Annotated in this window: 25 protein-coding genes and 1 riboswitch; of the genes, 21 read left to right on the forward strand and 4 right to left on the reverse strand. The window is 56.3% G+C overall.

Going from position 1 to position 25,644, the window contains the following annotated elements; genetic code table 11:
- Both H151_RS0108260 and H151_RS0108265 read right to left on the reverse strand, forming a co-directional pair.
- Positions 1-882, reverse strand: a complete 882-nt coding sequence (locus H151_RS0108260) for a DUF58 domain-containing protein (protein WP_019961185.1) — start codon at positions 880-882, stop codon at positions 1-3.
- An 8-nt stretch (positions 883-890) separates the two neighbouring features.
- Positions 891-1,889, reverse strand: a complete 999-nt coding sequence (locus H151_RS0108265) for an AAA family ATPase (RefSeq protein ID WP_019961186.1) — start codon at positions 1,887-1,889, stop codon at positions 891-893.
- A gap of 99 nt (positions 1,890-1,988) precedes the next feature.
- Between H151_RS0108265 and H151_RS0108270 the strand changes: the two genes are divergently transcribed.
- From H151_RS0108270 to H151_RS0108290, 5 genes are read left to right on the forward strand one after another with little or no spacing between them, the layout of a single operon-like run.
- A complete protein-coding gene (locus tag H151_RS0108270) occupies positions 1,989-2,576 on the forward strand; it encodes a DUF1285 domain-containing protein (protein ID WP_019961187.1) in 588 nt (195 codons plus the stop codon).
- Position 2,577: 1 nt separating this feature from the next.
- Positions 2,578-3,216, forward strand: a complete 639-nt coding sequence (locus H151_RS0108275; RefSeq protein ID WP_019961188.1) for an NUDIX hydrolase — start codon at positions 2,578-2,580, stop codon at positions 3,214-3,216.
- 14 nt (positions 3,217-3,230) lie between these two features.
- A complete protein-coding gene (locus H151_RS0108280) occupies positions 3,231-3,479 on the forward strand; it encodes a hypothetical protein (protein WP_019961189.1) in 249 nt (82 codons plus the stop codon).
- On the forward strand, positions 3,476-4,747 hold the full coding sequence (locus H151_RS0108285; protein WP_019961190.1) for a CCA tRNA nucleotidyltransferase: 1,272 nt from the start codon (positions 3,476-3,478) through the stop codon (positions 4,745-4,747). The genes H151_RS0108280 and H151_RS0108285 overlap by 4 nt, the downstream gene beginning before the upstream one ends.
- Positions 4,734-6,233: a hypothetical protein gene (locus H151_RS0108290; RefSeq protein ID WP_019961191.1), complete on the forward strand. Its 1,500-nt coding sequence runs from the start codon at positions 4,734-4,736 to the stop codon at positions 6,231-6,233. Before H151_RS0108285 ends, H151_RS0108290 begins: the two co-directional genes overlap by 14 nt.
- Before the next feature lie 1,527 nt (positions 6,234-7,760).
- On the opposite strand, the gene hemF is transcribed toward H151_RS0108290, so the two are convergent.
- Positions 7,761-8,648, reverse strand: a complete 888-nt coding sequence (gene hemF, locus H151_RS0108295; RefSeq protein WP_019961192.1) for an oxygen-dependent coproporphyrinogen oxidase — start codon at positions 8,646-8,648, stop codon at positions 7,761-7,763.
- Between the two features lie 176 nt (positions 8,649-8,824).
- Here hemF and H151_RS0108300 point away from each other — a divergent pair, with 176 nt between their 5' ends.
- Positions 8,825-10,258, forward strand: a complete 1,434-nt coding sequence (locus tag H151_RS0108300) for a sulfotransferase family protein (protein WP_019961193.1) — start codon at positions 8,825-8,827, stop codon at positions 10,256-10,258.
- 239 nt (positions 10,259-10,497) lie between these two features.
- Here the strand turns inward: H151_RS0108300 and H151_RS0108305 are convergent, their stop codons facing one another.
- Positions 10,498-10,962, reverse strand: a complete 465-nt coding sequence (locus tag H151_RS0108305) for a tRNA (cytidine(34)-2'-O)-methyltransferase (RefSeq protein ID WP_019961194.1) — start codon at positions 10,960-10,962, stop codon at positions 10,498-10,500.
- Positions 10,963-11,149: 187 nt separating this feature from the next.
- Here H151_RS0108305 and petA point away from each other — a divergent pair, with 187 nt between their 5' ends.
- From petA to H151_RS0108380, 15 genes are all read left to right on the forward strand, one after another.
- Positions 11,150-11,758, forward strand: a complete 609-nt coding sequence (petA, locus tag H151_RS0108310) for a ubiquinol-cytochrome c reductase iron-sulfur subunit (RefSeq protein WP_019961195.1) — start codon at positions 11,150-11,152, stop codon at positions 11,756-11,758.
- Positions 11,759-11,770: 12 nt separating this feature from the next.
- Entirely contained in the window at positions 11,771-13,042 is a 1,272-nt protein-coding gene (locus H151_RS0108315; RefSeq protein ID WP_019961196.1) for a cytochrome b, read from the forward strand.
- A 13-nt stretch (positions 13,043-13,055) separates the two neighbouring features.
- Positions 13,056-13,892 (forward strand): cytochrome c1, encoded by an 837-nt coding sequence (locus H151_RS0108320; RefSeq protein ID WP_019961197.1) that lies wholly within the window; start codon positions 13,056-13,058, stop codon positions 13,890-13,892.
- 86 nt (positions 13,893-13,978) lie between these two features.
- Positions 13,979-14,857, forward strand: a complete 879-nt coding sequence (locus H151_RS0108325) for an S-methyl-5'-thioadenosine phosphorylase (RefSeq protein WP_019961198.1) — start codon at positions 13,979-13,981, stop codon at positions 14,855-14,857.
- Between the two features lie 547 nt (positions 14,858-15,404).
- Complete coding sequence (locus tag H151_RS0108330; RefSeq protein WP_156823441.1) at positions 15,405-15,941, forward strand: trypsin-like serine peptidase; 537 nt, start codon at positions 15,405-15,407, stop codon at positions 15,939-15,941.
- An 80-nt stretch (positions 15,942-16,021) separates the two neighbouring features.
- Complete coding sequence (locus H151_RS0108335; RefSeq protein WP_019961200.1) at positions 16,022-16,552, forward strand: adenine phosphoribosyltransferase; 531 nt, start codon at positions 16,022-16,024, stop codon at positions 16,550-16,552.
- A gap of 126 nt (positions 16,553-16,678) precedes the next feature.
- Positions 16,679-16,767: riboswitch (glycine riboswitch) on the forward strand.
- Positions 16,768-16,950: 183 nt separating this feature from the next.
- Complete coding sequence (gene gcvT / locus H151_RS0108340; protein ID WP_026353916.1) at positions 16,951-18,045, forward strand: glycine cleavage system aminomethyltransferase GcvT; 1,095 nt, start codon at positions 16,951-16,953, stop codon at positions 18,043-18,045.
- Positions 18,046-18,096: 51 nt separating this feature from the next.
- A complete protein-coding gene (gene gcvH / locus H151_RS0108345; protein WP_019961203.1) occupies positions 18,097-18,462 on the forward strand; it encodes a glycine cleavage system protein GcvH in 366 nt (121 codons plus the stop codon).
- Positions 18,462-18,887 carry a hypothetical protein gene (locus H151_RS0108350; RefSeq protein WP_019961204.1) on the forward strand — a complete coding sequence of 142 codons (426 nt, stop codon included), beginning with the start codon at positions 18,462-18,464 and terminating at the stop codon, positions 18,885-18,887. The genes gcvH and H151_RS0108350 overlap by 1 nt, the downstream gene beginning before the upstream one ends.
- The gene (gene gcvPA, locus H151_RS0108355; protein WP_019961205.1) at positions 18,887-20,233 is read left to right on the forward strand and encodes an aminomethyl-transferring glycine dehydrogenase subunit GcvPA; all 1,347 of its coding nucleotides are present in this window, start codon (positions 18,887-18,889) and stop codon (positions 20,231-20,233) included. Before H151_RS0108350 ends, gcvPA begins: the two co-directional genes overlap by 1 nt.
- Positions 20,234-20,235: 2 nt before the next feature.
- Entirely contained in the window at positions 20,236-21,792 is a 1,557-nt protein-coding gene (gcvPB, locus tag H151_RS0108360; protein ID WP_019961206.1) for an aminomethyl-transferring glycine dehydrogenase subunit GcvPB, read from the forward strand.
- A gap of 130 nt (positions 21,793-21,922) precedes the next feature.
- Entirely contained in the window at positions 21,923-22,540 is a 618-nt protein-coding gene (locus tag H151_RS0108365) for a hypothetical protein (protein ID WP_156823442.1), read from the forward strand.
- A gap of 10 nt (positions 22,541-22,550) precedes the next feature.
- Positions 22,551-24,119, forward strand: a complete 1,569-nt coding sequence (locus H151_RS0108370; protein WP_019961208.1) for a hypothetical protein — start codon at positions 22,551-22,553, stop codon at positions 24,117-24,119.
- A 10-nt stretch (positions 24,120-24,129) separates the two neighbouring features.
- On the forward strand, positions 24,130-25,089 hold the full coding sequence (locus H151_RS15955; RefSeq protein ID WP_019961209.1) for a glycosyltransferase family 2 protein: 960 nt from the start codon (positions 24,130-24,132) through the stop codon (positions 25,087-25,089).
- Complete coding sequence (locus tag H151_RS0108380) at positions 25,086-25,487, forward strand: GtrA family protein (protein WP_019961210.1); 402 nt, start codon at positions 25,086-25,088, stop codon at positions 25,485-25,487. The genes H151_RS15955 and H151_RS0108380 overlap by 4 nt, the downstream gene beginning before the upstream one ends.
- Positions 25,488-25,644 lie beyond the last annotated feature (157 nt).

Below are 25,644 nucleotides of genomic sequence, written 5' to 3' on the forward strand. Positions count from 1 at the left end.
CTAGCGCCCTCCTGACAGGCAGGCATGCAGGGCCATCACCGCCTGGGTGGCGGGCCGGTCACTGCGATGGGTGATCAATTGAAAGCCATGGCCATGGGCGAGCGCCTGTAAGGCCTCGCCATGGCGCTGCCAGCGGGCGTGATAATCGGCGCGCGCCTCACGGGCATCGCCCAGCAATAAAGGCTGATCGGCCCCGCTGGGATCGCGAAACCGGGTGCGACCGATGAAAGGAAAATCATCCTCGCTGGGATCAATCAGGCGTAACAGAACGCCGCTGACATGCTCTTTTTGCAAGCTTTTCAACCGGCGCGCCCACACGTCTGGCGGATCAAGAAAATCACTGGCCAGGATCACCCGGCTATGGCGGTTAAGACCGGCGCGCTCAACCGGTTCAATCGCGCCTGCGCTGTCATACAGGCCATGGCAGACCTGCTCCAGCCCGGCGCGGCCCTGGGTCAGGCGGCGGGTCTCATCGAGCACGCCCAAACGCTCGCCCCCGCGCTCCAACACTTTGGCAAGCGCCATCAAGCAGAGCGTGGCGCGGTCTTTCTTGGTCTGAAGCGTATCGGTGGAGCGGACATCCATGCCGGGCCGACCATCGCGCCAGAACCAGACGGCATGGGCGATTTCCCACTCGGTTTCACGCACATAGACATGATCGCCCTGGGCCGAGCGGCGCCAATCAATGGCGCTGGCCGGGTCTTCATGATGATAGGGGCGATATTGCCAAAAGCCTTCGCCCAGGCCTGCGCGCCGGCGCCCGTGAATGCCTACACTCAGGCTGGCTGCGATCTGGTCAGCCTCCACCATCAACGCCGGGAAGGGCGCTGCGGCCTGATCGGCGGCCTGACGCAGAGTGAGGAAGCGATCGCGCTTAAGCATGGGTGATCTTACGCGGCGACCTTGGCGAGGCGGGTGATGAGACTTTCAAGGGTCAGCCCGCTGGCACGCGCAGCAAAATTAAGCGCCATGCGGTGTTTCAATACCGGTTCGGCCAGGGCCTCTACATCGCCGGTGGAGGGGGCAAGACGCCCCTGAAGAAGTGCGCGGGCCCGTACCGCCAGCATCAAGGCTTGACCCGCGCGCGGGCCTGGACCCCAGGCAACGCCGTCGCGCACATCGCTATCTTTGCTTTGATCCGGGCGCGCGCGGGCCAACAGATCCAGGATCGCATTCAACACGCTTTCGCCCACGGGCATGGCACGCACCAGCTGTTGCAGCCCCAAAATCTCTTGCGCGTCAAGAACGGGCACGGCCTCATTATCCTCAAGCCCGGTGGTGGCGAGCAGGATGTCGCGCTCCGCCTCCCGCGTGGGATAAGGCACATCGATCTGCATCAAGAAACGATCAAGCTGGGCTTCGGGCAGGGGATAGGTGCCTTCTTGCTCAATCGGGTTCTGCGTGGCCAAAACGTGGAAAGGCTGGGGCAGGGGATGGGCAATACCGGCAATCGTGACGAAGCCTTCCTGCATGGCCTGTAACAGGGCGGCCTGGGTACGCGGGCTGGCGCGGTTGATCTCATCGGCCATCAATAGGCGACAAAAGACCGGGCCAGGAAGGAAGCGAAAGGCGCGCGTGCCGCTGGCGCTGTCTTCCAAGACTTCCGAGCCTAAAATGTCTGCGGGCATTAAATCGGGGGTGAATTGCACGCGCTTACTGTCCAGACCCGTCGCAATGGCAATCGTATTGACCAGGCGGGTTTTCGCCAGGCCCGGCGCACCGACCAACAGACCATGTCCGCCGCTTAAAATCACCGTCAGGGCGTGCTCGATCACCGTGTCGAGACCGAAAATTGCCCGCCCGATGGAGGCTTTGGTCTCTGCCAGGCGGGTCAAGGCGCGCTCGGCGCGGGCTTCAAGATCGGGGGACACAGAATGCGGCGTTGTCATGGAACCCTCTTTTGTCTCGCGCCATAACGTCCTATGTCGGGGGTATTCGGCGCAAAGATGATGTTTGGCCCACCATGGCCTTCAGAAAGGACGCTGTCCATGGCCCAAAGCGACCCTAACAGCAATGCAATGCAGTCCATTCTGGCTGCGGCCCGCCAGGTGGAGGCCGAGGGCAGCGGTTTGCCGCCCGTGGAGCGCTGGAATCCCGATCATTGCGGGGTGATGGATATGGTCATCAAGCGCGATGGCAGTTGGTGGCATGAAGGCACGCGGATTGCGCGCGAGCCCTTAATTCAGTTGTTTTCCCGCATTTTACGCAAAGATGACGACGGTAAAACCTATCTGGTGACCCCGGTGGAACAGGTCGAGATTACCGTGGAGGCCGGGCATTTTCTGGCCATAGATCTGGAGGTAACGGGAGAGGGTAAAGATCAGATCATCGCCTTCACCACCGATCGTCACGATAGCGTGATGGCCGGGCCTGATCATCCGATCCGCTGCAGCCTGGATCCCGAAACCGGCGAGCCTGATCCTTATGTCCATATTCGGGGCCGCTTAGAGGCGCTGATCACACGCGCGGTGTTTTATGAGCTGGCGGATTTGGCCATCGAAGGTGAGATCGAAGGACGCTCTGTCATGGGGGTGTGGTCCAAGGGGGTATTCTTTGCTCTGGGGCCGCGCGCATAGCATGACGCTCACCTTTGACGCTTTTTCTGCGCCCGTGCGCGAAACTTTAGTAAGGCTGCAGCGTGTTCTGGACCCCTTAGAGGGAGATTTGCGCGCGCGCTGGCGCGGGGATGGTGATTTAAACGGTGTGCGTGCGCCTTCCGGTCGCAGTTTGCGCCCCGCCGCCGTGCTGGCCCTTTTGATTGACCATGAAGACCATCTCAACATGGTGTTTACCCGGCGCGCCGATCACTTGCAGGCCCATGCCGGTCAGATCAGCTTTCCTGGTGGCCGTCAGAATGTGGGCCGTGAAACCTTGGCCGAATGTGCCTTGCGCGAAACGCAAGAGGAGATCGGCCTTCGCCCTGAAGCGATAACGGTGCTGGGCCGATTTGATCCTTATGAAACCTCTTCCGCTTTTCTGGTGACGCCCTTTGTGGGGGTTGCGAAAGCCGGTTTTGATCTGAACCCCGATCCTGGTGAAGTGGCCGAGGTCTTTGAAGTGCCGTTTGAATTTTTGATGAGTGCGCGTAATCATAAACGCGAATCGCGTGAATTTCGCGGGGCACTGCGCCATTTCTACGCTATGCCCTATGAAGATCGCTATATCTGGGGCGCAACAGCGGGCATGGTGAAAGCTTTGTCCGATCGCCTCGCTTAAATTGAGGGTAGGCCATGCAAAGAGTTTTATTCATTCAGCTTTTGGCGTTCGCCTTACCCTTTATCGCTTATATTGTGTGGCAGCGCGTGCGCCACATTCAAGGTAAGGCGGAGAAAACCCTGCCGGTTTGGCCGTTGATTTTTGCCGGTGCAGGCTTCTCGATTGTCACGCTTTTTGTGTTGTTGATCGTGACGATTGATCATCAACCTCATAGTTTCGAGCCTGCTCAGGGCTATTCGGACGTTGATCCGAAGGATTTATGAGACTCGATCCCGCTCAGCACGCCTGGATTATAGATCCGCGCGCCCAGCGGGTGATGACGGCGCTCAATGATGTGCGTCCAGACTGTGTGCGCTTTGTCGGCGGGTGCGTGCGCAATGCCTTGCGCGGGGCCCCGATCAAGGATCTTGATCTTGCCACCCAGCTGACCCCGCAAGCGAGCCTCGCTGCGCTGCAGGCGGCGGATATCAAAGTCATTCCCACCGGGATGGAGCATGGCACACTCACGGCGATTGTTGAAGGTGAGCCCTTTGAGGTGACGAGCCTGCGCCGTGATGTGGCCACGGATGGGCGCCGGGCCGTGGTGGCCTTCACCCAGGATTGGGCCGAGGATGCGGCGCGGCGTGATTTCTATCTCAATGCGCTCTATGTGGATGGCACGGGCCAGCTTTATGATCCGCTGGGCGGGTATGAGGATGCGCTGGCCGGGCGAATCCGCTTTATTGGCGATGCCGAGACGCGAATTCGCGAGGATTATTTGCGAATTTTCCGCTTTTATCGCTTTCAGGCCTGTTATGGCGAAGGCGATCTCGACCGCGTGGGCCAGGCGGCCTGCACCGCGCTAGCCGGGGGCGTTAAAACCCTCTCGCGTGAGCGTATCTGGAGCGAGGTGAAAGCGCTGTTGAGCGCGCCCGATCCCCTTTTGGCCCTGAAAGGTGTAGAGCGCAGCACAATTCTTGAGCAAGTCTTAACGCAAGGGCTCGACTTTAACGCTTTGTTCGGCATAATTAAGCGCGAGAGTGATGTGGGACTTTCGCCAGATCCGCTTGTGCGTCTGGCGGCACTTGTAAGAGGAAGGTGTCTTCGGACACATTGGGATGCGGTGAGCGCGATAAACCAAGCCTTTAGACCGTCCAAGACGGAAGAGGCCCGCTTGAGCGCGGCTCTAACCCCCCCCTCATGGGATTGGGGCGGGGAGAGCGCGTCGATTCGCGCGGCGGCCTATCGCGAGGGCGCAGAGGCGGTTTCTGATCAGATGCGCCTGGCCGTCTTGGATCATGATCAGGCTGATACCCCCTGGATGATGCGCGCGCTTCACGATCTGGAGCATTGGTTGAAGCCGGGCCTGCCGGTAACGGGTGGGGATCTCATCGCGCTGGGTGTGGCTCCGGGGCCGCAGCTGGGAGAGATTTTAGCCGCCTTAGAGGCGCAATGGATCGCCTCTGACTTTACATTGACGCGTGATCGCTTACTCAACCGTGTTCGCGATATGCGCCAAACTGAGGGGGAGGGCGACGATGAGCGTCATTGATGTCTTTTCCCGGCGTTATTATGCGCGTTTGCATTGTGGTCTCTTCGATGATGACCTGCATCTGCACGATTATACGCGCCTTCAAGAACAGGCTGAGCGGATCCGCGAAACCCCGCCTGAGATTGAAAATCGCCACATTGATGAAGAGCTGAAACTGCGCCAACAGGTCCGTGTGGCTTGGGAAGCGGCCAATGAAACCCGCAAAGTGCGCGATCTGCCGCGCCGCGCGCGTGAGACTTTGGCCGATGTCTATCTGCAAAACAGCGATCCTCTGGTGGATTTGGCCCGCGCCGATATCGACTGGATCTGGGGTGTTGACGGCCAAGCCCCGCAGACCAGCCCCGTCATGGGGCAGAAATTCGGCTTTGCCGCGCGCGTTTTCATTTTTGACTTCATCGAGGCCTTCTTCGATCTCCTGCCCTCGGATGAGCAGCTGGAGTTTTCGCGCGATCTTAATTCTCGCCTGCAACAGGGGGCTTCGCGCTGGTATTTCCAGCTGGGCCGCTGGCTGCGCGATGACTGGCCGCGTGAACGCGATGGCCAGTTCGATCACATTTTGTTTGGCCTGCGCCGTCAGGCCAATATCGCGGCGCTGCGCCATGTCAACGCCGCTGAGGAATTTGACGGCGATGACGCGCAATATGACGATCGCGTCCAAGAAGCCCAGTATCAGGCCGCCCAGGCCGCTGAGGCGCTGCGCGATGCGGCCTATAATCTGTGGACGGCGGACCGGCTTCTCAATTCGGATCTGATGGCCGCCAAAGTGCGCCATAAAGAAGCAATCAAGCTGGCGCGTGCGGCCTTTGATTCCTGTGTGGCTTATTTCGGTGGCCCGGTGATGGGGCCGTTTGTGAAGCCCAAAGCGCCGCAAGTGATCGCTAGCTTCTTTGGCTCGCGCGAACTGGATGAGGAAGAGGTCGAGCAGGCCTCCGCCAAGATGACCGGGGTGTTGCGTCCTGAAGCGGCCGCGCTGCGCTTAAAACAACTCGGTGAGCATCTTCTCAGCCATGAGAATAGCGAAGAACGTGCGCTTCTCTTGCGCCGGGTGCCCATGGCGGAATTCTTTGCGCGTCTGATCATTTTTGGTCCCTCCAAAAAGGAAGTCAGCCAATATTCCTTTGCGACCCGCGCCCATCTGGGTGTTAACTCGCAAGGTCTGTCTCATGGCGATGGCCGGGTGGAATTGGATGTCGAAGACGCCAATACCGCGCGTCTGGCCGTCGATATGCTGGCGCAACTCTGTCTGTTCTCGACCGGTGGTGATGGTGAGGAGGATGAGGTTCAGAAAGTCTCTGGTCCGGATCTCTTCACGGTAAATCATCTTCATCCGCGCGCTGCTGATTTTGAGCGTGAACGCAAATGGCAGGCAATCCGTCATTGGACCTTGGCCAGTATCGGCGTGATCACGATCTTCGCCGCTGGGGCGCTCTTGGGCGCGGGCCTCGCCGGGCAATCCCTCTTCGGTGTGATTTCCGGCTGGTTTTAAGGCATCCGCTTAAAGTGGTTAATGTCACCCCAAACTTGATCCGGGGTCCATGTCGCGCGGGTAGAGCAAGGTTCTGACCGGCCAGAATAATCGTCATGCTCACGCCATGGATGCCAGATCACGTCTGGCATGACAGAAATCAAAACTGTCATCCCGGCCTTGAGCCGGGATCTATCTGCCATAATGGCAAGCTCAATGGATCCCGGGTCGCACTACGTTTGCCCGGGATGACAAGTCTTGGTCTAAGTTCATGCTTTGCTGAAAGGATATGAAGTTTGGATCCCGGATCTCACATGCGTTTGTCCGGGAACCCGGTTGAGAGTTGCCTCTACGCGGCCCCGGACTTGATCCGGGGTCCATCGACCCTAGAGGGGTCGCAAGCGCGAACCCCCTCAAGTAGGCGATAGTCGGTAGGGCATTGAAGAAGTGTCCGCCCCCAGCGGAGCGAGGATTAATCAAAAAAACTGTCATCCCGGCCTTGAGCCGGGATCTATGAACATTGATGGCAAACTCAATAGATCCCGGGTCGCACTCCGTTTGCCCGGGATGACAAGTTTTGGTCTAAGTTTATGCTTTGCTGTGAGGATATGAAGTTTGGATCCCGGATCTCACATGAGTTCGTCCGGGAACCCGGTTGAGAGAGTTGCCTCTACGCGGCCCCGGACTTGATCCGGGGTCCATCGACCCCAGAGGGGTCGCAAGCGCGAACGCGCGTCCGCTGCGAAGCGAGGATACAACACACAACGCCCCCTCCGGCCTTTCAGGCCACCTCCCCCGTAAACAGGGGAGGACATATCGGGCGATCAGCCCGCAAGGACGACCGCCCTCAACTAGGCGACAGCCGGTAGGGCATTGAAGAAGTGCGCGCCCGCAGCGAAGCGAGGAAACTTAAAGAAAAAATGTCATCCCCGACTTGATCGGGGATCTATTGAGCGTGATGGCCATCGGCACAGACACCGGAGGTCCGCTAACGCTTCTTCGGGATGGCAGGTCTTGTTTTAGTTTATGCTTTGCTGAGAGGATATGAAGTTTGGATCCCGGATCTCACTATCGTTCGTCCGGGAACCTGGTTGAGAGAGTTGCCTCTGCGCGGCCCCGGACTTGATCCGGGGTCCATCGACCCCAGAGGGGTCGCAAGCGCGAACGCGCGTCCGCAGCGAAGCGAGGATACAACACACAACGCCCCCTCCGGTCCTAGCGGACCACCTCCCCCGCTTCGCAGGGGAGGACATAACGGGCGATCAACCCGCAAGGTCAACCGCCCTCAAATAGCCGACAGCCGGTAGGGCATTGAAGAAGTGCGCGCCCGCAGCGAAGCGAGGAAACTTAAAGAAAAAATGTCATCCCCGACTTGATCGGGGATCTATTGAGCGTGATGGCCATGTTTATAGATCCCGGATGTACGCTAACGCTTCTTCGGGATGGCAGGTCTTGTTTTAGTCTATGCTTTGCTGAGGGGATATGAAGTTTGGATCCCGGGTCGCACTATCGTTTGCCCGGGATGACAGGTTTTTTGATCCTAAACCCTTAAGGCCATTTCGCTTCTGGCGGCATGGAGGAGAGGATTGAGGTCACATTGCCCCCCGTTTCCAGGCCAAACTTTGTTCCGCGATCATAAAGCAGATTAAATTCGGCATAGCGCCCGCGCTGGACCAATTGTTCTTCGCGGTCTTTCTCGCTCCAGGCCTGATGCATGCGCTTGCGCACGATCGGCGGATAAGCGCTTAAAAAGGCTTCGCCAACGGCCTTGGTGAAGTCGAAATCGGCCTGCCAATCGCCGGTGTCGAGATGGTCATAGAAAATCCCGCCCGTACCGCGCGGCTCATTGCGGTGTTTGAGCCAGAAATACTCATCACACCAGGCTGAGTAGCGCTCATAATCGCCTGAGCCATGCTTGTCACAGGCCGCTTTGGCCGCAGCGTGGAAGTGGCGGGTGTCTTCATACTCGCGATCACGCTGATAGCGCTGGGTCGGGTTGAGATCCATGCCGCCGCCAAACCAGTGCAAAGTCGTCGTGATGAAGCGGGTATTCATGTGCACGGCGGGGATGTGCGGGTTCTTCATGTGCGCAATCAAAGAAATACCGGTCGCAAAGAAGCGCCGGTCATCCTCAGCGCCGCGTACGCGCTTGGAAAACTCAGATGTGAACTCGCCATAAACGGTTGAAACATGCACACCGACTTTTTCAAATAGCCGCCCATGCATCAGGCCCATCACGCCGCCGCCCAAATCTTCGCCGTTTTCACCGCGCTGCCAGGGGGTCAGCTCAAATCGGCCAGGCGTACCGGGATAAAGATCATCAGGGGCTTCATCTTCTAAGGCTTCGAAGGCCCCGGTGATACGATCGCGCAGGGCCTCAAACCAGGCTTTAGCGGCGCTGCGGTGGGCAATCTGGTCATCAGAAGAAGGGGTCATGAAACTCAACCGGATGAGAATGAAGCAGGAAGAAAGATAGCTAACGGGCAATGCAAAGAAGGGCAAGTGTGCGTGCATCTGCGACCAATTACAGTGAAATTCAATTGGCGACTTTGCAAGGCGTTCCGGCTTGAGTAGGGTCCGCGCTTAATTTTGTCCTAACGAATGACGTGACCATGTCTGATGCACCTTTGAATGCCCTTCGTGAAGCCATGAAGCTTGAGGATTTGCTGGCCGTCTCGCAAGAGGCGCGCAAAGTCTTGAAAGCCAATCCGAACCTAGGGGCAGGTTGGGGTGAAGTTGTCGCGCTGGCCGATAATGCCAGTGATTATCTGGCCGCCAAGCGTGCGGCGGAACAATTGACGCAGGCCCTGCCCAATGACCCATCGTCTTGGATCTGGCTGGCCGAAACCACGGCAAAATGCGGTGATATCGAAGAGGCAATCAAAATCATTGAGCGCCTGCGTGCAGGCAGTCCCGAGGATCCCGCCTTGATGCGTCGTCTTGGCCGTTTGAGCCTGGAAGCGGGCCTTAAGGATGAAGCCGCACAGTATTTTACCCAGTCCATCCAGTATGAGTTTCAATCGGCTTTGGCGTGGGAAGGCTTGGCGGAAGCCAAAACCTTTGCCGCGGGTGATGAGCAATTGATGCAGTTGGAAAATCTGCGGATTTCCCAGACCGAAAAGACCCCCTCCAACCAGCGCGGTATCGTGTCTTATGCCTTGGCCAAAGCCTATGAGGATATGGGGGAGTACGAAGTCAGCGCACGCCGGGTGTCTGAAGGGGCCGCCTTTTATCGCGACAGTGCGCCCTTTGATGTGGCGCGCCATGAATTTGGCTGCAATCACCTGCTGCGCACCTATGATGAGAGCTTCGTCGATATCAATGAAGAAGCGGGCCTGGTCGACCCGCGCCCGATCTTCATTCTGGGCGCACCGGCCTGCGGCGTGACATGGCTGACGCAAGTTCTGGGCGCGCATGAGGAAACGGCGCGCCTGGATCGGCGCAATGGCCTGTTCTGGCTGGCGGCCTCCCCCTTGGGTGATCAAACCCGCGAAGATCTTCATCATGTTCTGGTCACAAATGAAGAAGAAAACGCCCTGACGCGCGTGGGCCAAGCCTATATGCAGCTGGTCGACGAGCTGAACCCGCAAGGGTATAAGCGCGTGATTGATTCGTCCTCTCTGGGCGAGATGGCTGCGGGCGCCGCAGGGCTCGCGCTCCCTGCCGCACGCTTTATTCGCATTAAACGCGATCCGCGCGATGCGGCGTGGGCGATTTTTAAGCGCCGCTTCCGCCATGGCCGCAACTGGTCTTATCACCCAGATGATATTGCCCGTGTTCTGGTCTGCCATAATAAATTGATGGACCGCTGGGCCGCGCTGTTCCCGGATCGTTATCTGACCGTGAATTATGAGGATCTGGCGCGTCGCACCGAAGATGAAGTGCGCCGGATCGCCTTCTTCGCCGGGGTGGATGGCGAAGCGGCCGTGGCCGCATCCTGGACCGGGGAAGGGCTGTTTAAAACCGATCCCGTCGGCGTGCATCAGCGCGCGGGCAGCCGTTATGACCTTATCGAAGGCGCGTTGGAGCGGGCAGGGCTGATTTAAGCTCTCACTTGATGATCATTAGTCATGTTCTCTGGCTCTCACTTGACTGCCAGAAACCTACATGTTGCTGAAATAATTAACAGCCGTAAGTGCGACGATAAGCGAACACGGTATGACAACCAAGCTAAAGAGGAAGATGGATCGCCATTGTTTTTTTGGGTGCTCCATGGACGACTCCTTTAGGGTGCAAATTTCCCTGAAAAGGATATCTTAAAGTCGTCTCCCCGACAAGAGTTGAGTTAAACCATCTGCGCCCCGGTAAAGCCCTGGCTGGCGGCGTGGCCAAGACCGATGGCGGCGGCGGTGACAATATTGAGCGAGCGTGTGCCCCCGGCGGTGGGAATCACGACGCGTTGATGGGCGGCTTCGTGAACGTCTTGGGGCACGCCCGCGCTTTCAGAGCCCATCAGCAAACAATCATTTTCTTCAAATTTGAACGACCAGAGCGGATCTGCGCCCTTGGTAGTCATCAACACGATGCGGCTCTTCGTCTCAGTCATGTGTTGAAAAAAAGCAGTGAAACTGGCGTGCCGATTGACGGTGCAATGGGCCTGATAATCCATGGCAGCCTTACGGATTCCTTTGTCAGACAAGGCAAAGGCGCAGGGCTCGATAATGTCCAGGGCAAGGCCAAAGCAGGCGCACAGGCGCATAGCGGCCCCAACATTTTGCGGAATATCTGGTTGAAAAAAAGCGACTCGCATTTTAATCCGCTCTCCTTGAAGGGCTGGGTGCTGTCAAGAGGTGCGTCAACGCGGCGCACACGCTATGACTAGCGCTGAGCTATCTTTTCATTTGAGCGCCATCCTGGCGCAAGCAGTTCAAGCATCTGCTCCCTTTGCTTGGCAGATGCATCACACATAGGATGCGAGAGGTCGACGCGTGACGGACGTGAACCCTTCGCCCGAGGGACATGGGCAAGAGCCTTCCCGGCGGGATTTCATCTACATCGCTGCAGGCGGCGCAGCCGCAATCGGCGGTGCTTTCCTTCTTTGGCCATTCATCGATCAGATGAACCCGGCGGCTGATACCCTGGCGGTATCAACGACCGAGGTGAACCTGGCCGATGTCGCTGAAGGTGAACAGCTCACCGTGATGTATCAGGGCAAGCCCACATTCGTGCGTCACCGTACGGCTGAGGAAGTTGCTGCAGCACGCGAAACCGGCCCGAACCAAATTCCAGACGGCGATTCACGCAATCTGAACCTGGTAGAGGGCTCTGATGCCACCGACCAGCACCGCTCGGCTATGGCCGCCGGTGTGCGCGACGGGGTTGAGGTGGATGCCACCTTGCGTGAGCGCTTCATCATCATGCTGGCCAACTGTACGCACCTGGGCTGCGTGCCAGTCGGTCAATCTGGCGATTACCATGGCTGGTATTGCCCCTGCCATGGCTCGCACTATGATACCGCAGGCCGGATCCGTCGTGGGCCTGCGCCTGAGAACCTTCACATCCCGCCGTACACCTTCCTGTCCGGCACCACCATTCGTATCGGGTAAAGGGGGCATTTGATGAGTGGACCATCCACCTATAAGCCTTCCACAGGCTTTGAGCGCTGGTTAGACCAACGTCTTCCCATCGTACGTCTGGGTTGGGATTCTTTCGTAGATTTCCCCACACCGCGTAACCTTAACTACTGGTACACCTTCGGGGGTATTCTGGCCGTCTGCTTGATGACCCAGATCATCACCGGTATCGTGCTGGCCATGCACTATGTACCTCATGTCGATCACGCTTTCGCCAGCGTTGAACGCATCATGCGCGATGTGAATTATGGCTGGTTGATCCGCTATATTCACGCCAATGGCGCGTCCATGTTCTTCCTGGCCGTGTATCTGCACATTGTGCGCGGGCTCTATTATGGCTCTTACAAGTCACCGCGCGAGATTTTGTGGATCTTGGGCGTTGTGATCTATCTGTTGATGATGGCCGCCGCCTTCATGGGCTATGTACTGCCTTGGGGTCAGATGTCCTTCTGGGGCGCGATGGTGATCACCAATCTGATCGGCTCTCTGCCCATCATTGGTGGCCCAATTACCGAGCTGTTGTGGGGTGGTTTCACCGTTGGTAACCCAACTTTGAACCGTTTCTTCTCGCTGCACTATCTCATCCCGTTCTTGATTGCCGGGGCAGTAATCTTGCACATCTGGGCGCTGCACGTGCCTGGGAACGGTAACCCAACGGGGATCTCAGTGAAGTCCTCTCGCGATACTTTGCCGTTCCACCCGTATTACACGGTGAAAGATGGCTTCGCGATTGTCGTCTTTATGCTGGTTTTTGCCTTCTTTGTGTTCTACTGGCCCAACGCCTTGGGGCATGCGGACAACTATATCGAAGCCAACCCGTTGGCGACGCCGGCCCATATTGTGCCTGAATGGTATCTGCTGCCCTTCTATGCGATCTTGCGCGCCGTGCCGGATAAGCTGATGGGTGTGTTGTTGATGTTCGGCTCCATCGGGATCTTGTTCATCCTGCCTTGGCTGGACACCTCCAAAGTGCGCTCCATGCGTTACCGTCCGATGGCCAAGTGGTTCTTCATTTTCTTCGTGGTCTCTGCCTTGATTTTGGGCATTTGCGGCGCGATGAACCCTGATGATCCATCGCCGTTCTTTGGCATGAGTTATCTGTGGGTCGCCCGGATCTTCACCGCCTATTACTTTGCTTACTTCTTGGTCATTCTGCCGCTACTGGGCTTCATTGAGAAACCCAAGCCACGTCCGGCCAGTATTGAAGAAGCGGTTCTGGGTCCACGTGCCCATGCTGCCCCTGCAGCAGCTGAATAAGGGGAAGGGACAGATGACTATTGTAAAACGTCTTCTTGTGGCCGCAGTTGGGGCGCTTGCCCTGGCTGCCCCCGCCCTTGCCGCCGGGGGGGACCAGCACCACCCTGAAGAGCACACCTGGTCTTTCGAAGGCCCGTTCGGCACTTTCGACCGGGCTGCGGTCCGCCGCGGTTTCCAAGTCTATCAGAATGTGTGTGCGGCCTGTCACTCGATGAAGCTTCTTTCCATCCGTAATCTGGGTGAAAAGAACGGTCCCTTCCGCGTCATGCCTGATCCAGAGCATGAGGGCGAGGTGATCGAGTACACCAATCCCAATGACAACCCCTATCTGCGTGCGATTGCGGCGAATTATATCATCGTCGATGGTCCAGACAGTGCGGGTGAAATGTTTGAGCGTACTGGGCGTCCTTCAGACCGCTTCCCAAGCCCGTTTGCCAATGAGCAGCAGGCACGCGCTTCGAATGGTGGGGCTTATCCGCCGGATTTCTCAGTGATTGTGAAAGCGCGTCACCAGGGTCCGGAATATATCCGCTCGCTCTTGTTGGGGTATGGCCATGAAGTGCCGCATGATGTTCATGTGGCCCCTGGTCAATACTACAACCCGTATTTCCCAGGTGGGAAATTGGCGATGCCGCCCCAGCTGCGTGAAGGTATTGTCGATTATGAAGGCGATATCGAAGCCACCCCAGAGCAAATGGCCCACGACGTCGTGGCCTTTTTGAGCTGGGCCTCGGATCCAAAAATGGAAGAGCGCAAGCAATTAGGTTTGATGGTGATGATTTATCTCTTCATCTTCGCGATCCTGATGTGGTTTGCCTACCGCGCCGTTTGGGCAAATGTCGAGCACTAGCTTGATCTAGACAATGCGTTTAAGAAGGGCTGCCCCAAGGGGCGGCCCTTTTTGTTAAAGGTAAGATTTTAAAGACGAGGTGCGTGATGAGCGACAAATGGGTATTAGGGATTATTGGCGGGTCAGGGCTATATGCGCTGGAGGGTCTGGAAGATGTCCGTAAAGAGCGCGTACACACGCCCTGGGGTGAGCCCTCTGGCCCCTTGGTCAAAGCGCGCCTGCATGGTGTGGATCTGGTTTTCCTGCCACGCCATGATGAAGGCCATCGCATTCCGCCCTCGCACATCAATTACCGCGCCAATATTGATGCCTTAAAGCGCGCCGGTGTGACCGATATCCTCAGCCTGTCGGCCTGTGGCTCGCTGCGCGAAGCCTTACCGCCGGGAACCTTCGTTATTGTCGATCAATTCGTCGATCGCACCTTTGCGCGCGAGAAATCCTTCTTCGGGCTGGGCTGCGTGGCCCATGTCTCTATGGCCGATCCTGTCTGCTCGCGCTTAGCCGCTATGGCTGCGCATGCCGCGCGTGCGGTCAAGCCCAAGAAAGTCCATGAGGGCGGCACCTATTTGGCCATGGAAGGTCCGCAATTCTCCACCAAGGCTGAAAGCCATCTCTATCGCGATTGGGGCATGGATGTTATCGGCATGACCAACATGCCGGAAGCCAAGCTGGCGCGTGAGGCTGAGCTTCCCTATGCCTCCGTGGCGATGATCACCGACTTTGATTGCTGGAAAGTCGATGAGCCTCATGTTGATGTCACCAATGTGCTGGAAGTGCTGCATGATAATGCGGCCAAGGCCTGCGCGCTGGTGTCTGAAGTCGCTAAAACCATGAGCAAGACCCCACGCTCCCCAAGCCCTGAAGGCATTGAGCGCGTGCTCGATCATGCCATCATCACCCCGAAAGAGCATCGTGATCCGGAAATGGTCTCTAAGCTCGATGCGATTGCCGGACGGGTGCTTTAAGCGCTCAAATATACCAGTTTTATGACAATGGGGCGCGGGGAAACTCGCGCCCTTCGTGTTTTCATCAATTCTATAAGAGGCCCTAGGGGATATATTAAACGTAAATCCACATTTCATGCGTAAAAAGTCACGAAAAGTGACATTTGTGAACGACAAGATTTGAGATTTCTAGAAAGTTTTTCTGTAAAAAAATTTTACCTATAAATTTGTTTCTCATAATATATTACAAATAATTGAATTTACTCAATAAATAAATAGGTTTTTTGCGCTGCATCATCACATTTGTTGAACGCGTATTTTAATCCGGGTCCGGATGTATTACACTTTTATGATGATCTGGTGTCATAAATATAACAAAGCCGGATGGCTTGCGTCCCTGTGCGCAGCTACATTTGTATCAACTGCGGTATACGCTGGCGATCTGGCATCCGCCCCTCGCGCCGATGGTGTGAGGCTTGTGTGTGAAGATGAATCCCGTCCGGGGGCTTACCGAACGAGCCGGGCGGCCATATTGGACACGCCGGGAAACCGACGAACGGAAGTTGTGGTGGCCACGGGTCACGCCATGTTGACCCCCGATGGCCGATTGCGTGATTGCGTGATACGCGCGCCGGGCTCGCAACGCTCTGTCGCGCGGGCGATGGTCTCGCCCAATGGCGATGACTGGGCCGTATTGGTGACCGATGGCCGGTTTCGTGAACCGGTGCGGCGTTGGCGTCTACCCCGCCAAGCCAGCGATACTCTGGTTTTGACGGCCAATGGCGCAGAGATTGAGGTTTTCCCCGATCAACCCCGTGCCCGTGGATGTATTGTTATGGGCGGTACGGATAATCTTCGGGGCGGTAATGGTGCGCCGCGCGAAAGTGTCTTACACGATTGTCCCGGTGGTCCTGGTCAATCGGGCGCCCCGGTGAGCGCGGACGTGGATGGCGAGGTTCGCTTGGTTGCGATTTATCTCGGCCGGATGCAGCGCCAGGACGATCGCGCCTACAGTTATGGCGTGGCCCGTCCGATTACGGGTGCCTTCGCCGAAGCCATTCATGTGGCGATTAGCGAGGATTCGCCGCGTCCCACCCGGCGTTAGGCTGACATGATCCTTTGGACTAGGCGGAGGTTGGTGTATGAACACCCCTTCTTCCTAGTCCAAAGAGGAGCGTCGGCCCCATGGATCATATCAAAGCCGCCATTCGCACGATCCCTGATTATCCCAAGCCTGGGATTATGTTCCGTGACATAACCACCCTTTTAGGCAATGCCAGCGCCTTTCGCGCGGCTGTGGATGCGATGCTTTTGCCCCATGCGGGTAGGAAAATCGACAAGGTGGCCGGGATTGAAGCGCGCGGCTTTATTCTGGGCGGCGCGATCGCCCATCAGCTGTGTGTGGGCTTCATTCCGATCCGCAAAAAAGGCAAGCTGCCCGGCGAAGTCGTGGGTGAGGAATATGAGCTGGAATATGGCAGCGACAGGGTTGAGATGCATGTCGATGCGATTGAGCCCGGCGAAACCGTTCTGATCGTTGATGATTTGATCGCCACGGGTGGCACCGCTGAAGCCGCGATCAAGCTGATCCGCAAGGTCGGCGGTGAGGTTGCGGGCTGTTCCTTCGTGATTGATCTGCCCGATATTGGCGGCGCGAAAAAGCTGGAAGCCCTGGGCGTCAAAGTTGCCTCTTTGGTGGAGTTTGAAGGGGAATAAACCTTTAAGTGTGTTTGGGACGGGCCAAGAGCGTCAAAACGGTCGATCCCGATTGACTCTAAGCCCGGGCCGCGTAGTTTGCGCTATCGCTTGGCTCCACCGTGAGGTGCCGGTCATGCGGCCATAAGGGCCCTTGAGGGAGAGACCGGGTTCACCCCGGCGCCGAAGGCGCAACCGCCCCGGAAACGCTCAGGCAAACGGACCGCAAGGACGCCCGACGCTGGAAAGTGAAAGTCACTCTAGAAGCGGCTTTCCACCGAAGGAGCACGTCGGCTCACCCCCGACTTAATCTCTCAGGTCACAAAGGACAGCGGGGGCGCAATGGCTTTGCTATTTCGGCAAAGATCCAGGCTAACCCCTTGCGCATCGGCCCCACGGGCCGGGAGGTCCGAACCGACATGACTGAAACCTTGCATCTTACCCCGCTTCACGCTTTGCACCTTGAATTAGGCGCGAAAATGACGCCTTTCGCAGGCTATGACATGCCTTTGCAATATGAAGGCATCATGGCTGAGCATCTTCATACGCGCGCCCATGCGGGATTGTTTGATGTCTCCCATATGGGCCAGGCGCGCATTACTGGCGATGTTAGCGCGCTGGAAGACCTTACCACTATTGATCTTTCGACCCTGAAAGTGGGGGAACAGCGCTATACGCTGCTGCTCAATAAAGACGGTGGGATCATGGATGATTTGATGGTCTCGCGCCCCGATGAAGACGGCATCTTCATCGTTGTGAACGCCGCGACCAAGACCCAGGATTTTGCCTATATGCGCGCCCATTTTGGCGATCGCGCCACCCTGACGGAATATCCTGAACGCGCGCTTCTGGCGATCCAGGGCCCTGATGCGGTCAAGGCCGTTGAGGCCCTCAACGCCGATGGCGCCAAGATGATTTTCATGCAAACCGGCCATTTCAATCTCGATGGTATTGACGTGATCATGTCGCGTTCGGGCTATACCGGTGAAGATGGCTATGAGATCTCTGTAAAGGCTGAAGAAGCCGCCGATCTGGCGCGCAAGGTGTTGGCGGATACGCGCGTGAAGCCGATTGGTTTGGGTGCACGTGATTCGCTGCGCCTGGAAGCGGGCCTGTGCCTTTATGGCCATGACATGGATGAAAGCCGCTCGCCCATCGAAGCGTCGCTGATATGGGCGGTGGCGAAGTCACGCCGCGAGCGCGCTGACTTCCCCGGTGCACAACGCATCTTAAAGGAAATCGCCGAAAAACCTGCGCAAAAGCGTGTGGGGTTTGTCATGCGTGATCGCGCGCCTGCGCGTGAAGGCGCTGAGATCGTCATCAATGGCGATGTGGTTGGCGTGGTGACCTCCGGCGGCTTTGGGCCTAGCGCGGATAAGCCGGTCGGCATGGGCTATATCGCCACTGAACACGCCGCAATCGGAACTGAGATTGAGATTTTGATCCGCGGCAAAGCCCGCGGTGCCGAAATCGTCAAAATGCCGATTGTCGAACATCGTTTTTATCGCGGCTAATCCCCGCTCTTCCACCTCTATCCTTTCTAAAGACCTAAGGGACAACAGATCATGACTACGCATTTCACTGAAGACCACGAATGGATCAAAGTAGACGGCGAAGAAGGCGTTATCGGCATTACCGTTCACGCTGCTGAGCAATTGGGCGATGTGGTTTTCGTCGAGCTGCCTGAAGTTGGCAAAACCGTAGAGAAGGGCGATGAGCTGGCCGTTGTGGAATCGGTCAAAGCCGCCTCTGACATCTTCGCGCCCGTATCCGGCGAAGTGATCGCGGTCAATTCTGCGCTGGAAGCTGAGCCTGCGAAAGTCAACGAAGCCCCAGAGGGCGAAGGTTGGTTCGTAAAGCTGAAAGTCAAAGACGCCAGCGAGCTGGCAGACTTGATGGATGAAGCCGGTTACAAGGCGCACATCGCTTAATGGATAAAAAGCAAAACGGGTTCTGGGCCTTTGCGGTCAAATATATAATCCATCTCACGTGGATTATAGTAGTGATCCGTTTTGCTTTAAGTGATCATACCCAGCCAGCTGGGTTTATCACCGGGCTGATCATGGGAATTGGTTTGTCCGCATTGGTCAGCGATCTCATTGTTGATACACTGCGCCATCCCACGCATAAAGCCTTGCAAAGGCTCGTCCAATTTGCCCAACATTATTATGTTGTCTGGGTAAGTGTGGGCGCGATTTCACTCATCGCGCTCTTTGGATATTGGACGATACGTGCCGGTGTGATCGGAGTGTTGATCACCACTGCCATCTTGATCCCGGTGACGACGATTATCTATGTGACCGGTGGCCATAGATCTATTTTCAATTGGTTCCGAACGCTCAAAAGGAAGTCTTGATGCGTTATCTTCCCCTTACTCCAGAGGATCGCAAAGCGATGCTCGAAACGATCGGGGTCAACTCGATCGATGATTTGTTCCAGGATGTGCCCCAGAGCGCGCGTCTTGACCAGCCGGTGGACTTGCCACGCAAGAAGACCGAGTTGGAGGTGGAGCGTCATCTGACCAAGATGGCTAAGAAGAATATCTCGGCCGGTGAAGCGCCCTTTTTCGTCGGGGCCGGGGCTTATAAGCACCATGTGCCTGCAACGGTTGATCATCTGATCCAGCGCTCAGAATTCCTGACCGCCTATACGCCCTACCAGCCTGAAATCTCGCAAGGCACGTTGCAGACTTTATTTGAGTTCCAGACCCAGGTTGCGATCCTCACTGGGATGGATGTCGCCAACGCGTCCATGTATGACGGCTCGACCGCATGCGGTGAAGCCGTATTGATGGCGTCGCGCGTGACCAAGCGCAATAAGGCCGTTCTTTCTGGTAATCTGCATCCCCATTATGTCGCCGCGACGCAAACCTTGGCGAAATATATGGAGATTGAGGTTGAGGTCACCAAGGCTGATGTCAGCGCCCAAGGCGATCTGGCTGCCGCGATTGACGATCAAACCGCCTGTATCGTAGTGCAAAACCCTGATGTCTTCGGCAATGCCCATGATCTGAGCGCGTTGGCCGAGGCTGCGCACGCCAAGGGCGCGCTGTTGATTGTTGCGTTCACCGAAGTGGTCTCTTTGGGCCTGATGAAATCTCCAGGCGAGATGGGCGCGGATATCGTCGTGGGTGAGGGCCAATCATTGGGCGTTGGCCTGCAATTTGGTGGCCCTTATGTGGGTCTCTTTGCCTGCCGCAATGATCGCAATTTCATCCGCAATATGCCAGGCCGTCTGGCGGGTGAAACCGTGGATGCCGATGGCCGTCGGGGCTATGTTCTAACGCTCTCTACGCGCGAACAGCATATTCGCCGCGAAAAAGCGACCTCGAACATTTGTACCAATTCAGGTCTGATGACTTTGGCCTTCACCATTCACCTGACTTTGTTGGGCCAGAAGGGCTTTACCCATCTTGCGCGCCTCAATCATGAAACCGCCTGCCAATTGGCGGATGCGTTGAGCGGTGTTGAGGGTGTGAGCCTGCATACTGAGACCTTCTTCAACGAGTTCACCGTGCGCCTGACCAAGCCGGCCAAAGATGTGGTTGAAGCCTTGGCCCAAAAAGGCATTCTGGGCGGTGTTCCGGCCTCTCGTCTCTATCCCGGTCAGGGCTTTGATCATGATCTGATTATCGCCGCGAGCGAAACCAATACCCAAGGCGATATTGACGCCTTCGTGGCGGCCTTGAAAGAGGTGCTTTGATTATGGCTATGAATTCACAAGGTCGTCCCTCACGCCCCGTACACGGCGTGGATCCAGGCGCGTATCCAGACACATTTTCGGGCTCCCGCGGGCTTGATCAAGCCGAACCTTTATTGTTTGAGCGCGGTGAGCTGAACAATACCGGCGTAGATCTACCTGAGCTGAAAGGCACGCCCAGCCGCTTAGGCACCTTTGAGCGCGATGCCAATATGGGCATGCCGGGCCTGTCTGAGCCTGAGGCGATGCGCCATTATGTGCGTCTGTCGCGTAAAAACTACGCGATTGATCTGGGCCTATATCCGCTCGGTTCATGCACGATGAAGCACAATCCGCGCCTCAATGAGAAAATGGCACGCCTGCCAGGCTTCATTGATGTGCACCCCTTGCAACCGGAATCTACCGTTCAAGGCGCTTTGGAAGTCATGGGTGAGCTGGCCCATTGGCTAATCACCTTGACCAATACCAAGGCGGTTGCCCTGTCCCCCAAAGCCGGTGCCCATGGGGAATTGTGCGGGATGTTGGCGATCCGCGCGGCTTTGGATGCGAAGGGTCAAACCCATCGCCGCCGTGTTCTGGTCCCTGAATCCGCCCACGGCACCAACCCCGCGACCGCGGCGCAATGTGGTTTCATCTGTGATGAAATCCCTGCCGATGACACCGGCCGCGTAGATTTGGCCGCGTTGGAAGCCAAGCTGGGCGATGATGTTGCCGGCATCATGCTGACCAACCCCAATACCTGTGGCTTGTTTGAGCGTGATATCATCAAAATCGCCGATCTGATCCATAAATCAGGCGGTTATTTCTACTGCGATGGCGCGAACTTCAACGCCATTATGGGCCGCGTACGTCCGGGCGATCTGGGCATTGATGCCATGCACATCAATCTGCACAAGACCTTCTCTACGCCCCATGGCGGGGGTGGTCCTGGTGCCGGTCCGACCGTCTTCTCTGAAGCCTTGGCACCGTTCGCGCCCGTGCCTTATGTCATCCAAGAGGGTGAGACCTGGCGCTTGGTTGAACAAGAAGCCGACGCTGAGGGTGAACCCTTCGGTCGTATGGTGGCCTTCCATGGTCAGATGGGCATGTTCACCCGCGCGCTGACCTATATGCTGAGCCATGGCTCGGATGGTTTGCGTCAAGCGGCCGAAGATGCGGTGCTGAACGCCAATTATATCCTGGCCCGCTTGAAGTCTGTGATGACCCCGGCTTTCGACGGCACCTGCATGCATGAAGCCCTGTTCGATGATCGCTTCTTGAAGGATACCGGCGTAACGACGCTGGACTTTGCTAAGGCGATGATTGATGAGGGTTATCACCCGATGACCATGTATTTCCCATTGGTTGTTCATGGTGCGATGCTGATCGAGCCGACAGAGACCGAATCAAAATCTGGTCTTGATCGTTTTTGCGATACTTTGATTGGCTTGGCTGAAGCAGCCAAGGGCGGCGATAAAGATCGCTTCCTGGCCGCTCCGATCCATGCGCCGACAAAACGCCTTGATGAAACCCGCGCGGCCCGCACGCCGGTGCTGCGCTGGACGCCCGAGGCCGCCGAATAAGGCGACTTTGCGGCTAAAGTCATAAAAAAATGCCTCGGTCGGATCGGTCGGGGCATTTTTTTGCTTAAAACACCGCTAGGGTGTGAAAAACGCATTGCAGGTTCAAGGCGGCTGCCTAAAGTGCGGATCTATGACACAGAGCGTTTCTTTGATTTCAAAAGGCCTTAAAGGGCTAAACCGGATGTCACCCCCTGATTGGGTGTTCTATCCTCTCGTGGCCCTTGCCCTTGCCGGTTTGATTTGGGGCGCGATGAGCTATCGTCCAAACGCGGCACAAGCCGTGGTGACGGATCGTGTATTTCTGCTTGAAGGCCAAGCTTTGGCTCAACTCATCCCTGGACCTGGCACGCGTATGACCTTTTTGCCTTCGGGCTATGGCGTACCGGTCGCGCGGGTTTCCGCCTCTGCAACATTGGAAGCCGCCGGCGGGCTTTCTGCGGGTGTGGGTGCTTTCATTCCGCGCGAATTTGAAGACGCCGTGATCGCTAAACGGATCAAAGTCGAAGTGCTTGCCCAGGCCCTTGGCCAGGATCAAGTTGAATTGGCGATTGGCTATTTTACCACAGGCAATGGCGATTCGGGTTGGCAAACCCGGACTGTGGGTAATGTCCCCCAAAATGTCAGTTTTGAATGGCAAGTGCCCGAAGGTGATGCCAATGATAATGAATCCGTGGGGGTCTGGCCCGATGTCTCTGGTCAGGGGCAGGGTGTTTTAATTCAACGCATTCGCATTGAAATCCTCGATTGAGGCCCTGGTTATGTCATGGCTTCGTCAGTGGGTTTTTGATCATCCTTATCGGCTGATATTATTCGCGATTTTTGCCTTGGGGTGTGGGTTTATTGCGTTAAGCCCCCCTTTTGAAGGTTTTGATGAAACGGCCCATTGGTCATCCTTGGCTAGGTGGGGCTTAGATGGGCGCATGCCGATCTATGGCCAGGATCGCTTAGACCAGGCGATTTATGACTATTCAGGCCCTTTACCCTATTCTAGTGCGCTGCCGTTTGACGTGAATGGCGGGCAGACATATCACGATTTTGCCCCTAGCCAGAATGTTGGGCCTCACCATCAAACCCCGCCCCAAAACACGCAGCCTACAGCGCATTTAAATTGGCAGGCTCAGCACCCCCCACTTTATTACCTGATTTTGCAACCTGTTTTCCAGCTCACGAAAAGCTGGAGCTGGGCGGATCATTTTCTGGCCCTGCGTATGATGAGTTGGATATTGGCCTTTAGTGGCTTGGTTATTGGTGTTGAGTTCACCAGGTGGGCTTGGCCAAACCTCAATCAAGGCCAAGTGATGGTTCTGGCGGCTTGGCCCTTGCTGGTTCCGCAATTCATTCCAGAGATGGCGCGGTTGGGTAATGACAGCTTGTGTCTCCTATGCTTTGCCTTGGCCTGGGCGGCCTTATTAAAGCTGGAAGAGAATAAACGCCCTTTGCGCTGGGCGATCGTTTTGGGCCTCGCGTTGGGGGCGGGATTGTGGACCAAGGCGTTCTTTATCCCGATCTCGGCCGGCTTGACCGTTTATATTGCGCTGCGTGCGTGGCAAACCGGTGGGCGCTATTGGCTGACCTATGGGGTCTTGGCTTTGGGCCTTGCCGGGCTGATTGGCGTGGGCTGGTATCTTTATAAATGGACCGCGTATGGCAATATCATCGGCGGCGATGAAATGCTGCAATTTGATAAGGATGGCGGGGTTTTCCTCAACTTCCTGCGCGAAGTGACCCCCTTTGCCCTGGTGCGCGGCTATAGCGCGATCGCGGCGAGTTTTGTTTGGGCGGGTAGCTGGTCGCTGGCCCGCCCTGCAGAATGGATGCTGATCGGGCCCTGTGTGCTCGTCGCGGGTTTAGGTCTGCGTTGGGCGTGGCGATTGCGCCTGCAAAGACTGAAAGACGCTTTACCACTCTTCGTTCTGGTGCCCATGCTGGGTGGGCTCAGCTATCATATGATGCTGCGCATTGCGTTGACGGGTGAGGGGGTAGGGATACCGGGATGGTATCTACATATCTTGGCCCCTGCCTTGGCGCTTATTCTGGCTTTGGCCTGGCCACAAAAGGGCTGGCAGCGTTGGGGCGTATGGAGTTTGAGCGCCTATACGCTTGTTTTCACAGCCTGGGCATGGTTGCAGTTGCTGGCACTCTATTCAGGGTGCGCGATTAAACAGGCTGAGACCAAGCATATCGTGTGGCCGCAAGGGGCGTGCCTGATTGATCTGGCCCAGATGCAGAGCTTGGCTTACCCCTTTATGGGGTTTGGCTTTTTAGCCCTGGCGTGTTTTTTTTCAGGACTTGGTGCCTATATGTTGAAGCGACAAGCTGCGGCTTGAGGGGGAAATCGTGTCTGTCGATTTAAACGCGTATCGCCTTGCGATTTTACTGCCTGCTTATAACGAAGCGCTGTCTATCGAAGCTGTCATTGACAAGGCGCGCGCCGTTCTGCCGCGCGCTGACATCTATGTCTTTGATAATAACTCTAGCGATAATACCTCTGACTTGGCGCGTAAGGCCGGTGCGATCGTGCGTTTTGAGCCCCATCAAGGTAAGGGCGAGGTTGTGCGCCGGATGTTTGGCGACATTGATGCTGACATTTATGTCATGGTTGATGCGGATTTGACCTATGATTTTGACCGCGCACCTGACTTGATTGAGCGACTAATCCTTAACCATCTCGATATGGTGGTGGGTGCGCGCGTGCCTGACCATGATGAGGTTCACCGTAAGGGCCATACCTTTGGGAATAAGATCTTCAATCAGGTGGTGGAATTACTATTTGGGTGCCAGTTTCAGGATATTTTTTCGGGCTTTAGGGTCTTCTCGCGGCGCTTCGTCAAAAGCTTTCCGGCTCAATCCCAGGGTTTCGATATTGAAACGGAAATGACGATCCATGCCCTTGAAATGCGCCTGCCGTGTGATGAAGTGCCAACGGCGTTTAAAGAGCGCGTTGAGGGCAGTCATAGCAAGCTCAAAACCTTACAGGATGGATCCTTGATCCTGTTTCGTATTTTCCAGCTTTTGAAAGATCACCGCCCCACCTTGTTTTTTGGCGTCATCAGCATGGCGTGCATTCTAGCAAGCCTGGTCGTTGGGGCGCCGGTCATCATTGAATATTTCCAAACCGGCTTGGTGCCTAAACTTCCGTCTGCCGTGCTGGCCGTTGGCCTGATGATGCTTAGTGCGGTTAACTTCACCGCCGGTTTGATTTTAGGAACAGTGTCGCGAGGGCATAAAAACGTAAAGCGTTTTGCCTATTTAGCCATTCCTGTTTTACCGGTGCATCTTAAAGATCCCCACCCATGATCGGCGCGCATTCTGGGCGCATCTTGAAGTTCGCCTTCGCCGGTGGGCTAGGTTTTCTATGCGATAGTGCGATCACGTTGAGCCTGACGCATTTTGAGCTTGTTAACCCCTATCTTGCGCGCGCCCTTGCGTTTATCGCTGCAGTGGTGCTGACTTGGGTGCTTAATCGCTTTGTGACCTTTGCGGGGCGAAGAGAAACGGTCCCACTTTGGCGTCAATTTTTGCGATATGTCGCGGCGCAAATCGGGGGGCTTACGCTCAACTTTGTCGCTTACAGCCTCATCGTTGTGATCTTTGGGTCCACTCAGTTTGTGATTGTTATGGCTTTGATGAGTGGATCTGCCCTGGCGATGGGGATCAATTACCTACTGGCCCATTTTTGGGTGTTCAAAGCCTAGGTCAAAAACTAAATGTGGCGCGGGATTGGCGCCACACCGCCCGCAAAAAGACATGGATTCTTCACATCCACTGCTTATGTAAGCATATGAAGCCTTGTAAGCAGGGCGAGAGTACCCAAAATGATCCTAAGAGTGGGGATCTGATAACAATAAGGTG

Origin of the sequence: Woodsholea maritima DSM 17123 (assembly GCF_000382325.1) — a bacterium.
In the GTDB taxonomy this organism is placed as follows: domain Bacteria; phylum Pseudomonadota; class Alphaproteobacteria; order Caulobacterales; family Maricaulaceae; genus Woodsholea; species Woodsholea maritima.